The following is an 18494-nucleotide window of genomic DNA, read 5'->3' as shown; positions in this document are numbered from 1 at the left end:
CTCGATCGGCGGTATGTAGCAAATAGAAACAAGGTTTCCAAATGAAACTAGGATGGAAGAGATGACGAACAAGATCCTCGTGCTCGGCGCCACCGGCAATGTCGGCCGTCCGCTGGTCAAGGCGCTGCTGGCGAAGGGCGAGGCGGTCAAGGCCGCGTCGCGTTCCGGCAAGCCGGTCGAGGGCGCCGAGGGCGTCGCCTTCGACTACGCCGATCCGGCGAGCGTGGCGGCGGCCTTCGAGGGCGTCGACCGTCTCTATCTGATGCTGCCCGCCGGCTATGTCGCGGTGAAGGAGATGCTGTTGCCGGTGGTCGAGGCGGCGGCCGCGCGCCACGTCAAGATCGTGTTCCAGAGCGTCTTCGGCGTCGAGGCCGACGATTCCATTCCCTATCGCCAGGTCGAGATCGCCATCGAAAAATCCGGCGTGCCCTATGTGATTCTGCGGCCGAACTGGTTCGCCGACAATTTCCACACCTACTGGAAGGCCGGGCTCGACCATGGCGTGATCGCCGTACCGGCGGCGGATGGCAAGTCGAGCTTCATCGATGTGCGCGACATCGCCGAGAGTGCCGCTGCGGCGCTGACCACGGATCGCTTCGACGGCCGCGCCTTCAACCTGACCGGCCCCGAGGCGCTGGGTTATGCCGACGCGGCAGAAATCCTGTCGGGCGTGGTCGGCAAGCCGGTCGTCTACAAGCCGGTCGAGGATGACGCCTTCATCGCCTTGCTGACCGGCGCCGGCGTGTCGGCCGATTATGCCGGCCTGCTGACTTCGATCTTCTATCCGGTGCGCCAGGGCTGGACGGCCGTGGTGACGAAGGATGTCGAGACCCTCACCGGCCAGGCGCCGCGTTCGGTCGCGACCTACGCGGCTGACAACGCCGCTGCCCTGACGGCCTGACCGATTGAAAACGGGCCGGCAGCCTGGCTGCCGGCCATCAGCTCTCCGCCGCGGCGGCGGCGCGGAGATCGCGTTCGGCAAGGTCGAGGATGGCGTTGACGGCCTGGCGGGCTCCCGGCTCGTCGCGAAGGCGCAGCGCCTCGACCAGCCAGTGATGTACGCGAAGCGCTTCCTCGTGGTTGGCGACCGAGCGATTGGACGCGCCGAGCGCGCGCTGCATCGCGGCGTGGATCAGGCCCGAGAACTGCGCGAAGACGCGGTTGTGGCTCGCCTTCAGGAGCACGGTGTGGAACGCCACATCCGCTTCCGTGAAGGCCTCGTCGTCGACGGCGCCGGCCATGCGCTGCCAGGCGTGGTCGAGATCGGCGATCTCCTGGGTGGTGGCGCGGGTCGCGGCCAGGGCCGCGGCCGCCGGCTCGATGGCGCGCCGCGCCTCCAGGATCGACATCAGCAGCGCCGGATCCAGAAATCCCGTCCCCATCCAGTCGACGATGTCGGGATCGAGGAGGTTCCAGTCCTCCTTGTCGCGCACCGTGGTGCCGACGCGCGGACGACCGCGCACCAGCCCCTTTGACTCCAGCACCTTCAAGGCCTCGCGAATCACCGTCCGGCTGACGCCGAATTCGGCGCAGAGGTCGTTTTCGCGCGGCAGATTGCTGTGGGGCGGAAAGCGGCCGGAGGCGATGGCGCGCGCCAGCGTCGCGATGATCTCCTTCTGTACGCGCGGCTTGGCGCGGCGGACAAGCGTGTCGGCACCCGTCTCGGCGGTGGTATCGGCTGGGCTCGTCATCGGACTCGGTTCGGGTGTCGTCATTCTGGGATCGGCTCCCTGCCAATCCCATGCGGCTGCCACGGGATCAAGGGCGGAACCTGCGCTTATATAATCATACAACAAAAGTTGACGGGTATGATGATTCGAAATATGGATTCTCACCCCCGCTCGGAGGCGGTGGAACGAATTCTCGTGGGAGAGAGAACAATGCGCCTTTGGAAGAGTGCCATCATGGCTGGTGCAGCCGTGATGATCGCCCTGTCGTCGGCCTATGCCGCCGACGTCAAGATCGGCTTCATCGTCAAGCAGCCGGAAGAGCCCTGGTTCCAGGACGAGTGGAAGTTCGCCGAGGTCGCGGCCAAGGAGAAGGGCTTCACCCTCGTCAAGATCGGCGCCGAGGACGGCGAGAAGCTGCAGTCGGCGATCGACAATCTGGGCGCCCAGGGCGCGCAGGGCTTCATCGTCTGCACCCCGGACGTCAAGCTCGGCCCGGGCATCGTCGCCAAGGCCGAGGCCAATGGCCTGAAGGTCATGACCGTCGACGACCGCCTGGTCGATGCCGATGGCAAGCCGCTCGAAGCCGTGCCGCATATGGGCATCTCGGCCACCAAGATCGGCGAGGCCGTTGGCGAGGCGATCGCGGCCGAGATCCAGAAGCGCGGCTGGGACCCGAAGACGGTGGGCGCGATCCGCGTCTCCTATGACCAGCTGCCGACCGCCGTCGACCGCGTCGATGGCGCCATCGCGGCGCTGAAGGCCGCCGGCTTCCCGGCCGAGAACATCTTCGATGCGCCGCAGGCCAAGACCGACACGGAAGCGGCTCTGAACGCCGCCACCGTCGTGCTCAACAAGCATGCCGACATCAAGAACTGGGTCGCCTTCGGCCTCAACGACGAAGCCGTGCTCGGCGCCGTCCGCGCGACCGAAAGCGTCGGCATCCCGGCCGCCAACGTCATCGGCGTCGGCATCGGTGGCGCCGAATCGGCGATCAACGAGTTCAAGAAGGCCGATGCCACCGGCTTCGTCGGCACCGTCATCATCTCGCCAAAGCGCCACGGCTACGAGACGGCGGTGAACATGTATGACTGGATCGCCAACGACAAGGCGCCCCCGGCGCTGACGCTCACCGCCGGCCAGCTCGCCCTTCGCGACAATTACGAAGCCGTCCGCAAGGATCTCGGCATCGAATAGTCACGCGGCCTCGGATATTCCGGCGGCGGATCCGTTCCGCCGCCGGTTCTCGTTTGCGGGGAGGGTCGGGACATGACGCACTTTCTAGAATTCTCCAATATCTCCAAGGGATACCCCGGCGTTCAGGCGCTGTCGGATATCTCCTTCGGCATCGGCAAGGGCCGGGTTCACGGCCTGATGGGCGAGAACGGCGCCGGCAAGTCGACCCTGATCAAGATCCTTTCTGGCGATACGCGCGCCGATACGGGCGAAATCCGGATCGAGGGCGCCGCCCAGAACTTTCATTCGACCCGCGACGCCTTCGCTGCCCGCGTGACCGTCGTGCACCAGGAATTGCAGCTCGTGCCCGGCCTGACGGTCGCCGAGAACCTGCGGCTCGGCCATTTCCCGGCCAAGGCCGGCGTCATCAGCTTCCGCGAACTGGTCGAGGATGTCGGCAGCAAGCTCCGGGACATCGGCATCGACGTCGATCCGCGCACCAAGGTCGCGGCTTTGTCGATCGGCGAGCGGCAGATGATCGAGATCGCCAAGGCGGTGATGCAGGATGCCCGCGTCATCGCGCTGGACGAGCCGACCTCGTCGCTCTCCTCGCGCGAGAGCGAGATCCTGTTCAGGCTGATCGACCGCCTGCGCGGGCAGGGCAAGGTGATCCTCTACATCTCGCACCGCCTCGACGAGATCTTCCGCCTCTGCGATGGCTGCACCGTGCTGCGCGACGGCCGGCTTGCCGCTCATCACGCGACGATGGAAGGCGTGACGCGCGACCAGATCGTGTCCGAGATGGTCGGCCGTGAGATCAGCGACATCTGGGGCTGGCGCGGTCGCGCCATCGGCGAGGTCCGCCTCAAGGTCGCCGGGCTCTCCGGCACCCGCCTGCCGAAGCCGGTCAGCTTCGAGGCGCGCTCCGGGGAAATCCTCGGCTTCTTTGGCCTGGTCGGCGCCGGCCGCAGCGAGTTGATGCGCCTGGTCTATGGCGCCGATTCCCGCGCCGCCGGCAGCGTCTCGATCGACGGCAGGCCGGTCGCAGCCAGCGATCCGCGGCAGTCGATCCGCGCCGGGCTCGTGCTCTGCCCGGAGGACCGCAAGTTCGACGGCATCGTGCAGGGCCGCTCGGTTTCCGACAACATCTCGATTTCGGCGCGGCGGCATTTCTCGCCCTTCGGCATCCTCAATCTCGGCAAGGAAGCGGCGCTGGCGGATGGCTTCATCCAGAGCCTGCGCATCCGCACCCCGTCGCGCAAGCAGGACATCGTCAACCTGTCCGGCGGCAACCAGCAGAAGGTGATCCTTGCCCGCTGGCTGGCGGAGGAGAACGTCAAGGTGCTGATCGTCGACGAGCCGACGCGCGGCATCGACGTCGGCGCCAAGGCGGAGATCTACGACCTGCTCTATTCGCTGGCCGAAAAGGGCCTCGCCATCGTCGTCGTGTCGAGCGAGCTGCCGGAGGTGATGGGCATTTCCGATCGCGTCGCCGTCATGTGCGGCGGCGGCATCGCCGCCACCTTCGATCGTCCCGAATTCAACGAACGCGCCATTCTCGCGGCCGCGCTGCCGGACCGCTCTGCCGCCGAACCCATCCAGAAGGTTTCCTGATGACCGGTTCCCTGAAACGCATCCTGCTCGGCGAGCAGGGCCTCGTCGTGATCTTCGCCATCGCCTTCGCGGTGGTGTCGCTGACGGTCCCGAACTTCCTGACCGAACGCAACATGCTCGGCCTGCTGCAGTCGGTCGTCACCATCGGCATCGTCGCCTGCACGATGATGTTCTGCCTGGCCTCGCGCGACTTCGACCTTTCGGTCGGCTCGATCGTTGCCTTTTCCGGCATGGTCGCCGTGATGGCCTCGAACGCCACCGGCTCGATCCCGCTCGGCCTGCTGATCGCCGTCGGTTTCGGCACCTTTGTCGGCTTCGTCAACGGCGTCGTCATCGCCAAGCTGAAGATCAACGCGCTGATCACGACGCTCGCCACCATGCAGATCGTGCGCGGCCTGGCGCTGATCTCGTCGGATGGCCGCGCCGTCGGCATCAAGGACGCGTCGTTCTACCAGCTCGCCTTGTCGAAGTTCCTGGGCGTGCCGACGCCCATCTGGGTGATGGTCGCGCTGTTCGTCATCTTCGGCTTCGTGCTGAACCGCACCGTCTTCGGCCGCAACACGCTGGCGATCGGCGGCAATCCCGAGGCTTCGCGGCTGGCCGGCGTCAATGTCGACTGGATGCGGATCTGGATCTTCACGCTGCAGGGACTGGTCTGCGCCATCGCCGGCATCCTGCTCGCCTCGCGTATCACCTCGGGCCAGCCCAATGCGGCGACCGGGCTGGAGCTCTCGGTCATCTCGGCCTGCGTGCTCGGCGGCGTGTCGCTCGCCGGCGGCCGCGCGGCGATCACCGGCGTCATCGTCGGCGTGCTCATCCTGGGCATTGCCGAGAACGTCATGAACCTGCTCAACATCCAGGCCTTCTACCAGTATGTCGTGCGCGGCCTGATCCTGTTGCTCGCGGTTCTTCTCGACAATCTGCGCTCCCGTTCGCTCGGCCGGCGCTAGGACCTCATCCATGAAGATCACTAGGATTGAGACGCATGTCGTCAATGCGGAGATGCGGAACTGGGTGTTCGTCCGCGTCCTGACCGACCAGCCGGGCCTCTATGGCTGGGGTGAGGCGACGCTGGAATGGAAGGCGCGCGCGATCGTCGGCGCCATCGCCGACCTCGAGCCGATCCTGCTCGGCCTCGACCCGCGCGACATCGAGCACGCCGTGCGCGCGATGAAGAAGCACGGCTTCTGGCAGCCGCTGGGCGTCATCGGCATGACCGCGCTGTCCGGCATCGAGATGGCCCTTTGGGACATTCTCGGCAAGTCGCTCGGCGTGCCGGTCTGGCGCCTGTTCGGCGGCAGGGTGCGCGACCGCGTGCCGATCTACACCCATCTCGGCCTCGGCCAGATGGATGCCGTCTATCATTCGATGGACGCCTCCTCGCTGGTCGAGCGTGGTCTCGCGGTGAAGGAGCAGGGCTACAAGGCGATGAAGGTCGTCAACGTACCCTACACCCACTACACGGCGACCCCTTCGGCGATCGATGATTTCGTGAAAAGCATGGGCGCGCTGCGCGAGGCGGTCGGGCCGGAGATCGAACTGATGGTCGATTTCCACGGCCGCTGCGCCTCGGCCGGCGCGGCGCTTTCCTATCTGCGCGCGCTGGAGCCGTTCGGCGTCATGTTCGCCGAGGAGCCGATTCCGCCCGGCGACGTCGCCTCGATGAAGGTGATCGCCGATGCCTCGCCGGTGCCGATCGCGCATGGCGAGCGCCTGACCAGCGCAGCCGAATTCGCGCCCTATATCGAGGCGCGGACCATGACCGTGGCGCAGCCGGACCTCTGCCATTGCGGCGGCTTCAGCGAGGCGCGACGGATCGCGGCGCTGGCCGAAGTGGCGGGCATCGGCCTTGCCCCGCACAATCCGCTCGGGCCGATCGCCGGCGTCGCGGCGCTGCATTTCGATATCGCCACGCCGAATTTCATCATCCAGGAGGAGATGACCGGCGCGGTGCCGTGGTATTTCGAGGTGGTGCAGGGACCGATCGAGCGCGTCGACGGCGCGTGGCAGATCCCGCAGGCGCCGGGCCTCGGCGTCGAGGTCGATCTGGCGGTTGCCGCGAAGCATCCCTGGAAGCAGGAGCCGTTCCCGACTCGCGAAGCCGTGCTGCCCGACGGCACCATCGTCGACTGGTAGGATCCAAAATGACCGCTCGCCTGGAAAACAAGATCGCCATCGTCACTGGGGCGGCGCGCGGCATCGGCGCCGCCATCGCCCGCCAGTTCGCCGCCGAGGGGGCCTCGCTGGGGCTGGTTGACATCGATGGTCCGGCGCTCGCCGCCTTCGCGGCCGAGATGGCGGAAGCGGGCGCCACCGTCGTGACGGCGGAGGCGAATATCGGCGTGCGTGCCTCGGTCGAGGCCGCCGTCGAGGCCGTGCTGACGCGCTATGGCCGGGTCGACGTGCTGGTCAACAATGCCGGCATCAATGTCTTCGCCGATCCGATGGAACTGACCGACGAAGCGTGGCAGCGCTGCATGGCGGTCAATCTCGAAGGCGCCTGGCACATGATCCGCGCCGTGCTGCCCGGCATGCTGAAGGCGGGGCAGGGTTCGATCGTCAACATCGCCTCGACCCATGCCTTCGCCATCATCCCCGGCACCTTCCCCTATCCGGTGGCGAAGCATGGTCTGCTCGGCCTGACCCGTTCTCTCGCCGTGGACTATGCGCCGAAGGGCATCCGCATCAACGCGATCGCGCCGGGCTATATCGAGACGGACAAGGTCAGGGACTGGCTGGCCGAATTTCCCGATCCGGCCGCGGCCCGCAGCCGGATCGAGGGGCAGATCCCGGTCCGCCGCATCGGCACGCCGCAGCAGGTGGCGTTCGCTGCCGTCTATCTGGCCAGCGACGAATCCGCGTTCAGCACCGGCTCGGTGCTGACGATGGATGGCGGTCGGTCGGTCGTCTATCACGACTGAAACAAAACGGCCGGCGATGCGCTGCATGGCCGGCCGTGGGTCGAATGTAAGGGCAGGATCGGCCGTTACAGCTTCAGCAGCGGGTCCGGGTTCGCGTCCTTGAACGGCACCTCGTCAACGCCCCAGTTGCGATGCACGACGTGGATATGGGCGTCGCGGCCGCCATTCTGGTTCAGGATCTCGAGGATCTTCGCGTCGTCCTTGGTGTCCGGGGCATGGACCCAGAGCAGCATGCCGCCATTGGCGAGCTGCTGCTGAATGGCGTCGGCATGTTTGCGGCCGAAGATGCGCGACAGCATGAAGCCGACCGATCCGGTCGCGGCGGCGCCGCCGATCGTGACCGCCAGTGTCGGGATCAGTGCCAGGCCGACCGTGCCGGCGACGAGCGCCGCGCCGAGGCCGGTGACGAGGGCCGGGCCGCCGGTCAGGGCCGCCAGGCCCTCGACGCGCGAATCCGGGGTCACGTAGGCCGCGCGGGCGGCGTCGTCCTTGTCTTCGAGCGCGGTGGTGGGATTGGACGCGGAGAGCTTCTCGGACGGCGCGAGGACGCTGAGGTCCTTCTGGCGGAGGCCATATTGCATCAAGGCATCGACGGCTGCGTTCAGGGCCTTCTCGCTGTCGAAGACAGCGACGGCCTCACGCTCCTGGTAGCCGATTTCGCCGTCGGTGGTATCGTTGCCAGGCTGGGTCATCTTGCTTTCCTCCATTCGCGCCGGCGTTCCGTGACGCCATCAGCCGGTTGCATTGCCGCATCCTACACCGGCATCTTATAGGCACCGAGCGTCGCGGCGCTGCAGCAGAAGCCGGGGCGCGACGGTCTGTCCACAGTGGACTGTGGACGCCGCGAACTCGCCGCGTCTCAGGATTGCTGCCCGGCCTCGGCGAGCGCCGCTTCGCGGCGGCTCTCCAGCGGCGTCAGGCCGTAATACTGGTGCTTCTCCTCGTACATGCGCGCGTCGGCCCGCTTGACCACGTCTTCGAGCGCTTCTCCGGCCGTGCTGGTCGCCGCGCCGAGCGAAAGGCTCAGCGTGCTGCCGGAATAATACTGGTTGTTGAGGTCGACGAGGCGGCGGATGTCGTAGATCGTCTTCTCCGCCCCCGCCTCGTCCGTGCCCGGCAGCAGAATGGCGAACTCGTCGCCGCCAATGCGGGCCGAGTGGGCCGGCGTCGTCACCAGCTTGCCCAGAACTTCCCCGGCCCGGCGCAGCAATTCGTCGCCCGCCGCGTGGCCCCACTGGTCATTGGCCGCCTTCAACCCGTTCAGGTCGGCGACGATGATCGAGATCGGCGTGGGACCGTTGCGGCGCAGCCGGTTCAGTTCATCGACGAAGAAGGAACGGTTGTAGAGCTTGGTCAGGACATCGTGCTTGCCGAGGAATTCCAGATAGGCCTCGGCCGCCTTTCGGGCGGTGATGTCGGTGAGCGCGACCTGAACCAGCGACCAGTCGTGTTCATGGCCAGGCAGGACGGAGAATTGCATGAGGAGATGCAGTTCCTTGCCGTCGAGTGCATAATTCACCACCTCGCGCTGCTGGAACAGCTTGCCGTCCCACAGGTCGATCAGTTGTTCCCGGAACGGTCGGTTCATGCCGTCGCGGAAGATGTCTCCGAGCCCCAGCAGAAGCGTCGGAAGGTCGGTCGCGCCGAAGAGTTCCAGCGTATGGCGATTGACGTCGATGACGCGGATCTCGCTCATGCAGCGCGTGACGAATTCCGGATGCACGTCGGTGAAGACGCGGAAATCGATGATGCCCTTCAGCCGGATCTCGTCGATCAGCCGCTTGACGCTGGAAAAATCCTCGACCCAGAGCGAGACCGGCGAATGGTGGAACAGGCCACGGGCATATTCCTCGCTCAGGGCGAGGCTGCGGCGCGCCGTCTCGCGCTCGGTGACATCCTCGATCGCGACCAGCACGCGCTCCCAGCCTGTCTCGTAGCCGGGCACGATGGTGCCCTTCAGCTGGATATCCAGGCGCCTCCCACCCAGTGTGTAATTGACCGTGTGGCTGGTGAATTCGGTCTGGCCATTCCACAGCTGCACGAGTTCTTCGATATGGGCATGCAGCATGTCGTCGCGAAACACCCGGTCGAGATTGTCGACGAGGTGGGCGAGGTTGTCGGCTTCAAACAGCGACAGCGTCTTCCGGTTGACCCGGAGCACCTGCAGGCGGCTCGAGCAGGTGTTCACGCGGGAAAGGTCGGCGCGCAGATAGGCGCCGAGATCGGTTACACCCGCTTCCCGCCACTCGACGAACAGGGCCTTGAGTCGACTGTAGTCTTCTTCCCACAGCGAAACCGGCGCGATATCGAACATCTTGCCGTCCGTGCTCGGCTCACACTGCATTAGATCAACCCGGTTCGTTATGACGGGTCAATCCAACGCAACCCTCTGGTTGACCCGGCCCAGAGTAGCAAGCAGGGTCACCGTACGGCATATTTGGTTGCTATAGCCTAAATGTTTCTTCCGAGCGCCGTGCGACCCGGTGTCGCCCGCCGCCCGGCTAACGTCCGGCTCGCGACAAGGTCACCGATCCGATTCCCGCAGCGAGATTGAGACCCTTCTGTCCCGAGATGGAGAGCGGCTGCAGCGAGACGGAGTTGTTGCCGCCGCCGACCAGCACATTGGCGCCGAGACCGACCCCTGCGGTTGCCTCGGCGGTGGCGCCGGCATAGGTCCCGGTCAGGTCGCCATGCCGCCTGGACGGCTCCATCACCGCCCAGACGATCTGGCCGCCGGTCGTCATCCCCACATCGAGGCCAAGCTTGTTGATCTTGCCGATATAGCGCTCGGCGCCCTGCCGGGAGTTGAAGGTGCAATCGAGCTTCTTGCTCGATCCGACGATGAATCCCATGCCCGGCGCCACCTTGCACACCAGCGTGCCGGTCCGGGTCGCGGCGGAAGCAGCACCCGGCATGGCGGCGGATAGGGCGATCAGCGTTGAAGCTGCCATGACAAACTTGAGGGAAGCGGACATGTCGAACCTCGTGCTAGGTGACAGGTCACGGAAAACGAGCGGCCGGAATGATTGTTCCCGTCTCTCGAACCGGTTGCGGGTCGCAGCCCATCACGTCAGGGTGAGGGCGCGGCGACCGCCAAGATTGCATCGAGCGTAGCGAGAAAGACGAGATCGAATGACCAAGCTGAAAATCACCGCAGGCCCGTTCACCTTCTACGGCAAGCTCGAGGAAGAACTGGCGCCGAAGACCTGCGCGGTCTTCAAGACGCTGCTGCCCTATCGCGAGAAGATCATCCATGTTCGCTGGAGCGGCGAGGGTTGCTGGATCCCGCTGGGCGATCTTGATCTCGGCCTCGGCTTCGAGAACAACACCAGCCATCCGGCACCGGGCGAGTTCATCCTCTATCCCGGCGGCATCAGCGAGACGGAAATCCTGCTCGCCTATGGCGGCGTCGACTTCTCCTCCAAGGTCGGCCAGCTCTCGGGCAACCACTTCCTGACGATCACGGAAGGCCGCGAGAACCTGGTCGCGCTCGGCAAGCTGACGCTCTGGAAGGGCGCGCAGGACATCGTGTTCGAACTGGCCGACTAAACCGGCCGCGCGCCGTCTTCTTCAAACGACGGAATATCCGCCCCGGTGCCTGCGCGCCGGGGCTTTTTTGTGCGCTGCCGGCCTCGCATCCACAGGTCATGCACAGGCTTTGCCGCGGCTATCCCCAGCCTTGAGCAGGGCCTTTCCACAAGGTCTCCACAGACTTTTCCAGACTTTTTCCCTGCCTCCTGCACAGGCTTTTCCCCGCTCCGTGCACCAGCTTTGCACAGCTTGCAAACAGGGTTTTGCACGGTTTGCGCACCGCTTGTGCACGGGCCTGGCCGCTGTTCCCGGACCGTTTTGACCTAATCTGTAAATCCATTTGACTTAATAAATGGCTCGCCTAACGTAGAGGCATAAGGATGGGAGCGACGATGGCGCTGCGCGGGACAAACCAGGAGTTTGGGCGACCCTATAACCGGCGGATCGTGCTCGAAACGATCCGGCTGGAGGCGCCGATCGCTCGGGGGGAGATTGCGAGCAAGGTCGGGCTGACCGTCCAGACCGTGTCCACCATCATTCGCGAGCTGGAGTTGCAGGGCTTCGTCATGGGCTCGCGCGAAGCGCCGAAGGGCAGGGGACTGCCGCGCACCAATCTGACGCTCAATCCGGAAGGTGGCTTTGCCATCGGCCTGCATGTGACGCCGATCGGTGTTTCGGCCGCGCTGGTCAATCTCGCCGGCAAGATCGTCGGCACCCGCCACCATCCGATGTCCCGGGTATCGCCGGAGGCGACGTTTCCGTTCTTCGAGGCGCTGATCGCCGAGATGCGCGCCCTGCGTCCCGAAGGCCGCATGCTGGGCATCGGGGTCGCCATGCCGGGTCCGAGCGATGTCGATTCCATGAGCTTCGTCGGCCCGACGACCCTGGAGGGATGGAAGGGCATTCCGGTGCGTGACCGTCTGGCCGAAGCCAATGCCCTGCCGGTCTTTGCCGGTGCCGAACTGGGCGCGGTCGCGCTGGGCGAGCGCCTCTACGGCATCGGGCGCGACTTCAAGGGCTTCTACTATGTCTATTTCGGCGTCGGCCTCGGCGGCGCGGCGGTACAGGACGGCGCCGTCTTGCGCGGCGTCTATGGCAATGCCGGCGAGATCGGCCATCTGCCGCTTGTGCCGGGTGGCGACCCGTGCCCGTGCGGCAATCGCGGCTGCCTGGAGCGTTATGTGTCGCGCGATGCGCTCGATCGCCGCCTCAAGGCGGTGGATCCGACCGCCACCGTCGAAACCGCCATGGACGACCATCCGGATGTCGTCGATGCCTGGATCGCGGAGGCGGCTCCGGTGCTGCGCCTAGCCATCGCCATGATCGAAAACCTGTTCGATCCCGAGACGATCGTCATCGGCGGCCTTGCGTCGGAGGCGCTGTTGCAGCGTCTGCTGGTGGCGATGGAGCCGCTGACGCCCTCGGTCGCCGCGCGCAGCGGTCGCACGACGCCGCGTCTGATGCTGTCCCGTGATGGCCAGGACGCCGTGCTGCGCGGCGCGGCGGCACTGGCGATCTCTGGGGCGCTGTCCCCTCGATTTGGTCTCCTCTTCGCCGGCGAAGAGGAGCGCACCGAGCGCGATCCGATCATGACCGGCCCGGCAAAGAAAGAGGTAGCTGCATGACAACCGAGGCGCCGCTCCTGCGGCTCGAGAACATCTCCAAGAGCTTCGGCGCCATCCAGGCGCTGCGCGACATCAGCTTCGAAATCGGTCGCGGCGAGGTCGTTGCCCTGCTCGGTGACAATGGCGCCGGCAAGTCGACGCTGGTGAAGATCATTTCCGGCGGACTGGAGCCAAGCTCCGGCAAGGTGATCTATGACGGCGCCGAGCGCCACTTCACGTCGCCCGCCGACGGCAAGGCGGCCGGCATCGAGACGGTCTATCAGGACCTTTCGCTTTGCACCAATGTCGACGTCGTGGCCAATTTCTTCATGGGCCGCGAGATCGTGAAGAAGTATTTCGGCATTCCGGTGCTGCAGGAGAAGGCGATGGAGGACGTCGTCGCCCAGGCGATGGCCTCGGCCGGCACCAAGATCCCGTCGCTGCGCACCAATGTCGAGCACCTCTCCGGCGGCCAGCGCCAGGCGATAGAATTGAACCGCTTCGTCCATTGGGGCGGCAAGCTGGTGCTGCTCGACGAGCCGTTCGCAGCGCTCGGCGTCGAGCAGACGCGCCGCGGCCTCGATCTGATCCGCCGCATCGCCGACCAGGGCATCGGCGTCGTCTTCATCACGCACATCATGAGCCAGGCCTTCCAGGTCGCCGATCGCATGGTCGTCATCCGCCAGGGCATGGTCGCAGGCGACGTCCGCACGAGCGAAACCTCGCCGGATCAGATTGTTCACCTCATTACCGGCGAGGCATTGGGCGGCCGCGCGCGGACTGCCGACCACACCAACGGTCAAGCCCAGCACGCGGGATAGGGCTGGCTAACAGCTCATCCGGACTTCCAGACTGAACGACAAGAGCGAAGGGAACAGCAATATGAAGCGATTGATGGGTGTTCTGGCGGGAGCCGTCGTGCTCGGCGCCGCGACCTTCCTGACCCCGGCCGCCTGGGCGGCTGACAAGGGCAAGATCTATTATCTCGTGCCGACCCTGCTGGACGAATTCCAGACCGGCTCGGTGACGGCGATCACCAAGTTCATGAAGGACGTCGGATACGAGACCGTCGCGCTCAACGCCGACAACAAGACCGACGTGCAGCAGGGCCAGATGAACGACGTCATCGCGCTCAAGCCGTCGGCGATCGTGCTCGCCGCCGTCGACTTCAACGCGTTGAAGCCGCAGATCGAGGCCGCGCGCGCGGCCGGCATTCCGGTGATGGAGTTCGATCGCCAGATCACGTCGACGAAGAGCGACCTGACCTCGGTTGCCGGCACGGTCGAGATCGGCCATGTCGCGGCCGGCGAGGCCGAGCGCCTGCTCAAGGAAAAGAACGGCGCGGTGAAGGGCAAGATCCTGCAGGTTCTTGGCGACCCCGGCGATCCCTACACGCTCGATATCCAGAAGGGCTTCGAAGAGAAGATGAAGGCGTTTCCGGACGTCACCATCATTTCGAAGCCGGCCATGCAGTGGGAAGCTTCGGCCGCCGGTTCGATCGTGTCGGACCAGCTTCTGGCCAATCCCGACATCGACCTGATCTTCGTCCATGCCGCGCATCTCTCGGTCGCCGCCGTCGCGTCGCTCGAAGCCGCCGGCAAGAAGCCCGGCGACGTGCTTCTGATCTCGTCGAACGGCGCGCCGGTCGGTCTCGACCTAATCCGCAAGGGCTGGCAGCAGGTTGAGGTCGAGCAGCCGCTGTTCGCCCAGGCCGCGGCGCTCGCCATGTTCGCGGACAAGGTCGTCAACAAGCAGCCGATCAAGCCCGGCACCTATGACGTGCTCGGCCTGGAAGGTGTCGTGACCGAGGAAAGCTGGGGCCCGAACATCAAGATCCCGGGTGCCGCCATCACCAAGGCCAATGTCGACGATCCGAAGTTCTGGGGCAACATGAAGACCCCGGAAGCGCCGATCAGGTCGGTCGAGTAGGCGCCCCAGGCGTAGAGACGTCGTCCCGGCCAGGGGCCGGGACGACAGCCGCCGCCGCGTCCATTCCGGCATGTCCGCGAATGGCCAGCTGAGGCTGCCCCTGCCGGTCCCGCGCCATCCGCCTCCCCGGATGCCGCCGACCGTGCGCCCTGATCCCGCTATCGCGCAACACCCGGAGCCGCTCCATGCTCTCGTCCAACCGCAGGGCTGTGATCGAGTTCGTCCTCGATCATCTCGTCTGGTTCATCCTCATCGCCGTGCTGGCGCTGTTCTCGCTGGCCATCCCGAACTATTTCCAGATCGGCATCTTCGCCAACATCGTCGAGCAGTCGACCTTCGTCGGCACGCTGGCGATCGGTCTGTCGCTGCTGATCATCGCCGGCTACATGGACCTTTCCATCGAATCCGTCATGGCGCTGGCCGCGATGGTTGTGGGCATCCTGTTCGCCAAGTCCGGCGTCGGCTTCGGTTTCAGCTTCACGCCCGCCTGGCTGGTAGTGCCGATCTCGCTGGTGATCGCGCTGGGCGTTGGGGCGCTGGTCGGCGCCAGCAACGCCTTCTTCGTCGTCCGGCTGAAGATGAACTCCTTCATCGTCACGCTCGCCGCCTTCATCTGGGGCCGCGGCCTGGTCGTGGCGCTTTCGGGTGGTCGCTCGGCGCAGGAACTGCCGGCCGAACTGCGTTTCCTGGCGATCGAGCGCTTCCTGCAGATCCCGCTGATGGGCTGGGTCGCGATCCTCGCGACGCTCGTCTTCGCCTTCATCCTGAACCGCACGCCGTTCGGCCGTCACCTGCTGATGATCGGCGGCAACCCCACCGCGGCCTATCGCGCCGGCATCAAGGTCGACAAGCTGACCGCGATCACCTTCGTGCTCGCCGGCTCGATCGCAGGCCTCGCCGGCTGGCTGCTCGCCATCCGCACCTCGGGTGCGACCGCCAATCTCGGCGTCGGCATGCTGTTCCAGACCTTCGCGGCGGTCGTCATCGGCGGCGTCAGCCTCAAGGGCGGCGTCGGCAGCCTGCCGGGCGTCTATGCCGGCGTGCTGCTGCTTGCCTCGATCCAGACGGCGATCAACCTGATGGGCATGCCGGCGCATTTCACGCAGCTGATCCAGGGCGGCATGGTCCTGGTGGCGGTCCTTCTCGATACCTTCAAGCTCAACATCCGAAAGAGGCTCGCCTGATGAGCAATTCCCCCCAACGGCTCATGGGCCGCTCCGCGCTGGTCGTCGGCGGTGCGCGCGGCATTGGCGGCGCCATTGCGAGGCGCCTTGCCACCGAGGGCGCGCGCGTCGTGGTCGCGGATACCGAAGTCGAGGCCGGCACCGCCTTCGCTGCTTCGCTTGGCGGACCGGACAGGGCGCGCTTCGTCGAGACCGACATCTCGCAGAAGGCCGATGCCGAGCGGGCGGTCGCCGAGGCCGTCACGCATTTCGGCGGCATCGACATCGTCGTGCAGAATGCCGGCATCTATCCCTGGACGCTGATCGAGAACATCGAGCCGGACGAATGGGACGCCGTCATGGGCGTCAACCTGCGCGGCACCTATCTGGTCGCCCGCGCCGCCCTGCCGGCGATGAAGGCCAAAGGCTACGGCCGGATGATCTTCACCTCGTCGATCACCGGCCCGCGCGTCACCAGCCCGGGCCATGGCCACTACTCGGCCTCGAAGGCCGGCATCAACGGCTTCATCAAGGCGGCAGCGCTGGAGTTCGCCGGCTACGGCATCACCGTCAACGGCATCGAGCCCGGCAACATCCTGACCGAGGGCATGAAGGCCGGCCGCAGCGCCGCCTTCATCAAGGGGATGGAGGATTCGATCCCGCTCGGCCGTCTTGGCACGCCGGACGACATCGCCAATGCGGCGCTGTTCCTGGCTTCCGATGAGTCGTCCTACATCACCGGCACCACCATCGTCGTCGATGGCGGCCAGACCCTGCCGGAGAGCAAGGATTTTCGCCTCACGCCGAGCTGAGGAAGCAAGAGGAGCCCCCGCCCAACCCTCACGCGCAAGCGGGCGAGGGCTTTCTACGGCGACCATCATCGACGTGGAGCGATGCCCGTCCTTGGCGCAGACGGTCCCCCTCTCCCGCGCGCGGGAGAGGGTTGGGGTGAGTCTCTCACCTGGACGGATCAGGCCGTCGCCGGGCTGCCCAGGGCGGAGAGCAGCGCCGTCGTCAGTTCGATCTCGTCGGCATTCACGCCATGCGCGGAGCCGCGATAGATGCGGGTGGTCACGCTGGCGCCGGCCTGTTCGAATCGATCCGCCGTCTCCTGCACCCGCGACAGCGGGATGTGGCCGTCGAGTTCGGCGCAGCCGAGCAGCACCGGCGTCCCGGCCAGATCATCGGCGCCGTCCCAGAGCTCTCGCGACGTGCCGATCAGGCCGCCGCTCAGCCCCACGGCGCCGCCATAGCGGCCGGGCTTGCGCGCCACCGCCTCGAGCGCCAGGCAGGCACCCTGCGAGAAGCCGAGCAACACGATCCGCTCGCGGGCGATGCCCGCGGCCGCGATGTCGTCGACCAGGGCATGCACGACGCCGAGCGCCGAATCGAGCCAGGGCTGGTTGAGGGCCTTGGGCTCGATGAAGCGTTGTGGATACCAGACCGACCCGGCCGCCTGCGGTGCAAAGTAGGCGATGTCGTCCTGGCCGAGATGCCCGGAAAGTCCGATGATGTCGTCGGCGCTGGCGCCCCTGCCATGGATGGTGATGACCGCGCCGCGCGCGGCCTCGATCGGCGCGCCGGCCGTCAGGATGCGCTGGCCCGAATGCGGGCCGGAGCCCCTGGTCCTGTCGATGGTCATGGTCGTCCCGTCCCCTTTCCCGTTGGACCGGATCGCCGGTCTGCCCGCGATCCGGCCTTCCTTTGGCTCCGAAGCGGCTAGAGCGGCTTCAGATTGTCCTCGATCGACTGGCGGCGTCCTTCCAGGAAGGGCGGCAGCGACAGATGCTCGCCCAGCGTCTCCATCGGTTCGTCGGCGGTGAAGCCCGGAACGTCGGTGGCGATCTCGAACAGGATGCCGTTCGGCTCGCGGAAATAGAGCGAGCGGAAATAGTAGCGCTCGACCTCGCCGCTGGAGCCGATGCGGAAATCGCGCACCCGCTCGGCCCAGAGCCTGAGGCTGTCATTGTCCGGCGTGCGGAAGGCGACATGGTGGACGCCGCCCGCGCCTTCGCGCGCCGTCGGCGCATCGGGCTCGACCAGAACGTGCAGCTCGGTCTCCGGTCCGCCTTCGGCCATCTGGTACACATGCACCTGGTTGGTCGAGACGGCGCTCTGCGGATAGTCGCGCACCTTCTTCATGTGCATGACGCGGGTCAGCACCTGCTCGGTCGGGGCGAGATCCCGCACGCTGATCGAGATCGGGCCGAGGCCGAGGATCTGGTGCTCGGCCGGAACCGGGCTGCGTTCCCACAGATGTCCCTGCGTCTTGACGCCATTGTCGACCAGCGACAGGCGTTGCCCTTCCGGATCCTCGAAGATCAGGCCCTGGCGACCGCCGAGATCGGTGACGTCGCCGGCCTTGACGCCCTGCGCGCGCAGATGATCGCGCCACCAGCCGAGGCTGTCGCCATCGACGCGGAAGCCGGTGCGGACGATCGAATGCGTGCCACGGCGTGCCGGGCCGACCGGCCAGTCGAAGAAGGTGATGTCGGAACCGGGCGTCGCGGCGCCGTCACCATAGAAGAGGTGGTAGGCGCTGGTATCGTCCTGGTTGACAGTCTTCTTGACCAGGCGCAGGCCGAGCACCTTCGTGTAAAAGGCAAGATTGCCCGGCGCGTCTGCTGTAATCGCGGTGAGATGATGGAAGCCGTTGAGCTTCAGGTCCATGATCAGGTCTCCCAAAGAGTTCGTTGGCAGGAAAATGGCCTTTCTGGCTCGAAACTCAACCGGCCACTCAGAATAAGGTTGTCTCCGGAGAATGGACAATCGCAAACTGCGGATCCGGTGTTGACGAAACGTAACAGGGCGCTTGACGCAAAGAGATGCGCAGTCGCGAAGGCCGCCACAAAGAAGTTCTGGACGGCGCTGCCGCAAGGACGCATTTTG

Annotated in this window: 18 protein-coding genes; 12 read left to right on the top strand and 6 right to left on the bottom strand. The window is 65.9% G+C overall.

Annotated features, from left to right (window positions below):
* Positions 1 to 61 precede the first annotated feature (61 nt).
* Positions 62 to 901, top strand: a complete 840-nt coding sequence (locus OSH10_RS09800) for an SDR family oxidoreductase (protein WP_266331483.1) — start codon at positions 62 to 64, stop codon at positions 899 to 901.
* Positions 902 to 938: 37 nt separating this feature from the next.
* Here OSH10_RS09800 and OSH10_RS09795 read toward each other — a convergent pair whose 3' ends face one another.
* Complete coding sequence (locus OSH10_RS09795; protein ID WP_266331482.1) at positions 939 to 1691, bottom strand: FadR/GntR family transcriptional regulator; 753 nt, start codon at positions 1689 to 1691, stop codon at positions 939 to 941.
* Positions 1692 to 1880: 189 nt separating this feature from the next.
* On the opposite strand from OSH10_RS09795, the gene OSH10_RS09790 reads away from it, so the two are divergent.
* From OSH10_RS09790 to OSH10_RS09770, 5 genes are all read left to right on the top strand, one after another.
* Positions 1881 to 2864 (top strand): arabinose ABC transporter substrate-binding protein, encoded by a 984-nt coding sequence (locus OSH10_RS09790; RefSeq protein WP_266331481.1) that lies wholly within the window; start codon positions 1881 to 1883, stop codon positions 2862 to 2864.
* 72 nt (positions 2865 to 2936) lie between these two features.
* Positions 2937 to 4457 carry an L-arabinose ABC transporter ATP-binding protein AraG gene (araG, locus tag OSH10_RS09785; protein WP_266331480.1) on the top strand — a complete coding sequence of 507 codons (1521 nt, stop codon included), beginning with the start codon at positions 2937 to 2939 and terminating at the stop codon, positions 4455 to 4457.
* Positions 4457 to 5407, top strand: coding sequence for an L-arabinose ABC transporter permease AraH (gene araH / locus OSH10_RS09780; RefSeq protein WP_266331479.1), 951 nt, complete (start codon positions 4457 to 4459; stop codon positions 5405 to 5407). Before araG ends, araH begins: the two co-directional genes overlap by 1 nt.
* A 10-nt stretch (positions 5408 to 5417) precedes the next feature.
* On the top strand, positions 5418 to 6593 hold the full coding sequence (locus tag OSH10_RS09775) for an enolase C-terminal domain-like protein (RefSeq protein ID WP_266331478.1): 1176 nt from the start codon (positions 5418 to 5420) through the stop codon (positions 6591 to 6593).
* An 8-nt stretch (positions 6594 to 6601) separates the two neighbouring features.
* A complete protein-coding gene (locus OSH10_RS09770; protein WP_266331477.1) occupies positions 6602 to 7378 on the top strand; it encodes an SDR family oxidoreductase in 777 nt (258 codons plus the stop codon).
* Between the two features lie 65 nt (positions 7379 to 7443).
* Here the strand turns inward: OSH10_RS09770 and OSH10_RS09765 are convergent, their stop codons facing one another.
* The 3 genes from OSH10_RS09765 to OSH10_RS09755 form a co-directional block, all read right to left on the bottom strand.
* Positions 7444 to 8070: a hypothetical protein gene (locus OSH10_RS09765; protein ID WP_266331476.1), complete on the bottom strand. Its 627-nt coding sequence runs from the start codon at positions 8068 to 8070 to the stop codon at positions 7444 to 7446.
* A 167-nt stretch (positions 8071 to 8237) separates the two neighbouring features.
* Positions 8238 to 9722 carry a sensor domain-containing diguanylate cyclase gene (locus tag OSH10_RS09760; protein WP_266331475.1) on the bottom strand — a complete coding sequence of 495 codons (1485 nt, stop codon included), beginning with the start codon at positions 9720 to 9722 and terminating at the stop codon, positions 8238 to 8240.
* Between the two features lie 157 nt (positions 9723 to 9879).
* Positions 9880 to 10353, bottom strand: coding sequence for a DUF992 domain-containing protein (locus OSH10_RS09755; RefSeq protein WP_266331474.1), 474 nt, complete (start codon positions 10351 to 10353; stop codon positions 9880 to 9882).
* A 157-nt stretch (positions 10354 to 10510) separates the two neighbouring features.
* Here OSH10_RS09755 and OSH10_RS09750 point away from each other — a divergent pair, with 157 nt between their 5' ends.
* From OSH10_RS09750 to OSH10_RS09725, 6 genes are all read left to right on the top strand, one after another.
* Positions 10511 to 10927, top strand: coding sequence for a DUF3830 family protein (locus tag OSH10_RS09750; RefSeq protein WP_266331473.1), 417 nt, complete (start codon positions 10511 to 10513; stop codon positions 10925 to 10927).
* Between the two features lie 374 nt (positions 10928 to 11301).
* Entirely contained in the window at positions 11302 to 12534 is a 1233-nt protein-coding gene (locus OSH10_RS09745; RefSeq protein ID WP_266331778.1) for an ROK family transcriptional regulator, read from the top strand.
* Positions 12531 to 13334, top strand: coding sequence for an ATP-binding cassette domain-containing protein (locus OSH10_RS09740; protein ID WP_266331472.1), 804 nt, complete (start codon positions 12531 to 12533; stop codon positions 13332 to 13334). Before OSH10_RS09745 ends, OSH10_RS09740 begins: the two co-directional genes overlap by 4 nt.
* A gap of 61 nt (positions 13335 to 13395) precedes the next feature.
* Positions 13396 to 14442 carry a sugar ABC transporter substrate-binding protein gene (locus OSH10_RS09735; RefSeq protein WP_266331471.1) on the top strand — a complete coding sequence of 349 codons (1047 nt, stop codon included), beginning with the start codon at positions 13396 to 13398 and terminating at the stop codon, positions 14440 to 14442.
* Positions 14443 to 14627: 185 nt separating this feature from the next.
* Entirely contained in the window at positions 14628 to 15626 is a 999-nt protein-coding gene (locus OSH10_RS09730; protein WP_266331470.1) for an ABC transporter permease, read from the top strand.
* Positions 15626 to 16417, top strand: coding sequence for an SDR family oxidoreductase (locus OSH10_RS09725; RefSeq protein ID WP_266331469.1), 792 nt, complete (start codon positions 15626 to 15628; stop codon positions 16415 to 16417). The genes OSH10_RS09730 and OSH10_RS09725 overlap by 1 nt, the downstream gene beginning before the upstream one ends.
* Positions 16418 to 16575: 158 nt before the next feature.
* Here OSH10_RS09725 and OSH10_RS09720 read toward each other — a convergent pair whose 3' ends face one another.
* Together OSH10_RS09720 and OSH10_RS09715 are read right to left on the bottom strand one after the other, a co-directional pair.
* Positions 16576 to 17247: an alpha/beta hydrolase gene (locus OSH10_RS09720; protein WP_266331468.1), complete on the bottom strand. Its 672-nt coding sequence runs from the start codon at positions 17245 to 17247 to the stop codon at positions 16576 to 16578.
* A gap of 77 nt (positions 17248 to 17324) precedes the next feature.
* A complete protein-coding gene (locus tag OSH10_RS09715) occupies positions 17325 to 18275 on the bottom strand; it encodes a ring-cleaving dioxygenase (protein ID WP_266331467.1) in 951 nt (316 codons plus the stop codon).
* Positions 18276 to 18494: the final 219 nt, after the last annotated feature.

The organism is Kaistia defluvii (assembly GCF_026343955.1).
Classification (GTDB): Bacteria; Pseudomonadota; Alphaproteobacteria; order Rhizobiales; family Kaistiaceae; genus Kaistia; species Kaistia defluvii.
This window is presented reverse-complemented; position numbering and strand designations above follow the sequence as displayed.

What these genes read in the sequence shown, in the direction of transcription:
- OSH10_RS09750 (WP_266331473.1), top strand. Translation starts at nt 10,511, where the DNA reads ATGACCAAGCTGAAAATCACCGCAGGCCCGTTCACCTTCTACGGCAAG.
- OSH10_RS09745 (WP_266331778.1), top strand. Translation starts at nt 11,302, where the DNA reads ATGGCGCTGCGCGGGACAAACCAGGAGTTTGGGCGACCCTATAACCGG.
- OSH10_RS09790 (WP_266331481.1), top strand. Translation starts at nt 1,881, where the DNA reads ATGCGCCTTTGGAAGAGTGCCATCATGGCTGGTGCAGCCGTGATGATC.
- OSH10_RS09795 (WP_266331482.1), bottom strand. Translation starts at nt 1,691, where the DNA reads ATGACGAGCCCAGCCGATACCACCGCCGAGACGGGTGCCGACACGCTT.
- OSH10_RS09755 (WP_266331474.1), bottom strand. Translation starts at nt 10,353, where the DNA reads ATGTCCGCTTCCCTCAAGTTTGTCATGGCAGCTTCAACGCTGATCGCC.
- OSH10_RS09715 (WP_266331467.1), bottom strand. Translation starts at nt 18,275, where the DNA reads ATGGACCTGAAGCTCAACGGCTTCCATCATCTCACCGCGATTACAGCA.
- OSH10_RS09760 (WP_266331475.1), bottom strand. Translation starts at nt 9,722, where the DNA reads ATGCAGTGTGAGCCGAGCACGGACGGCAAGATGTTCGATATCGCGCCG.
- araG (WP_266331480.1), top strand. Translation starts at nt 2,937, where the DNA reads ATGACGCACTTTCTAGAATTCTCCAATATCTCCAAGGGATACCCCGGC.
- araH (WP_266331479.1), top strand. Translation starts at nt 4,457, where the DNA reads ATGACCGGTTCCCTGAAACGCATCCTGCTCGGCGAGCAGGGCCTCGTC.
- OSH10_RS09800 (WP_266331483.1), top strand. Translation starts at nt 62, where the DNA reads ATGACGAACAAGATCCTCGTGCTCGGCGCCACCGGCAATGTCGGCCGT.
- OSH10_RS09770 (WP_266331477.1), top strand. Translation starts at nt 6,602, where the DNA reads ATGACCGCTCGCCTGGAAAACAAGATCGCCATCGTCACTGGGGCGGCG.
- OSH10_RS09725 (WP_266331469.1), top strand. Translation starts at nt 15,626, where the DNA reads ATGAGCAATTCCCCCCAACGGCTCATGGGCCGCTCCGCGCTGGTCGTC.
- OSH10_RS09735 (WP_266331471.1), top strand. Translation starts at nt 13,396, where the DNA reads ATGAAGCGATTGATGGGTGTTCTGGCGGGAGCCGTCGTGCTCGGCGCC.
- OSH10_RS09740 (WP_266331472.1), top strand. Translation starts at nt 12,531, where the DNA reads ATGACAACCGAGGCGCCGCTCCTGCGGCTCGAGAACATCTCCAAGAGC.
- OSH10_RS09775 (WP_266331478.1), top strand. Translation starts at nt 5,418, where the DNA reads ATGAAGATCACTAGGATTGAGACGCATGTCGTCAATGCGGAGATGCGG.
- OSH10_RS09730 (WP_266331470.1), top strand. Translation starts at nt 14,628, where the DNA reads ATGCTCTCGTCCAACCGCAGGGCTGTGATCGAGTTCGTCCTCGATCAT.
- OSH10_RS09720 (WP_266331468.1), bottom strand. Translation starts at nt 17,247, where the DNA reads ATGACCATCGACAGGACCAGGGGCTCCGGCCCGCATTCGGGCCAGCGC.
- OSH10_RS09765 (WP_266331476.1), bottom strand. Translation starts at nt 8,070, where the DNA reads ATGACCCAGCCTGGCAACGATACCACCGACGGCGAAATCGGCTACCAG.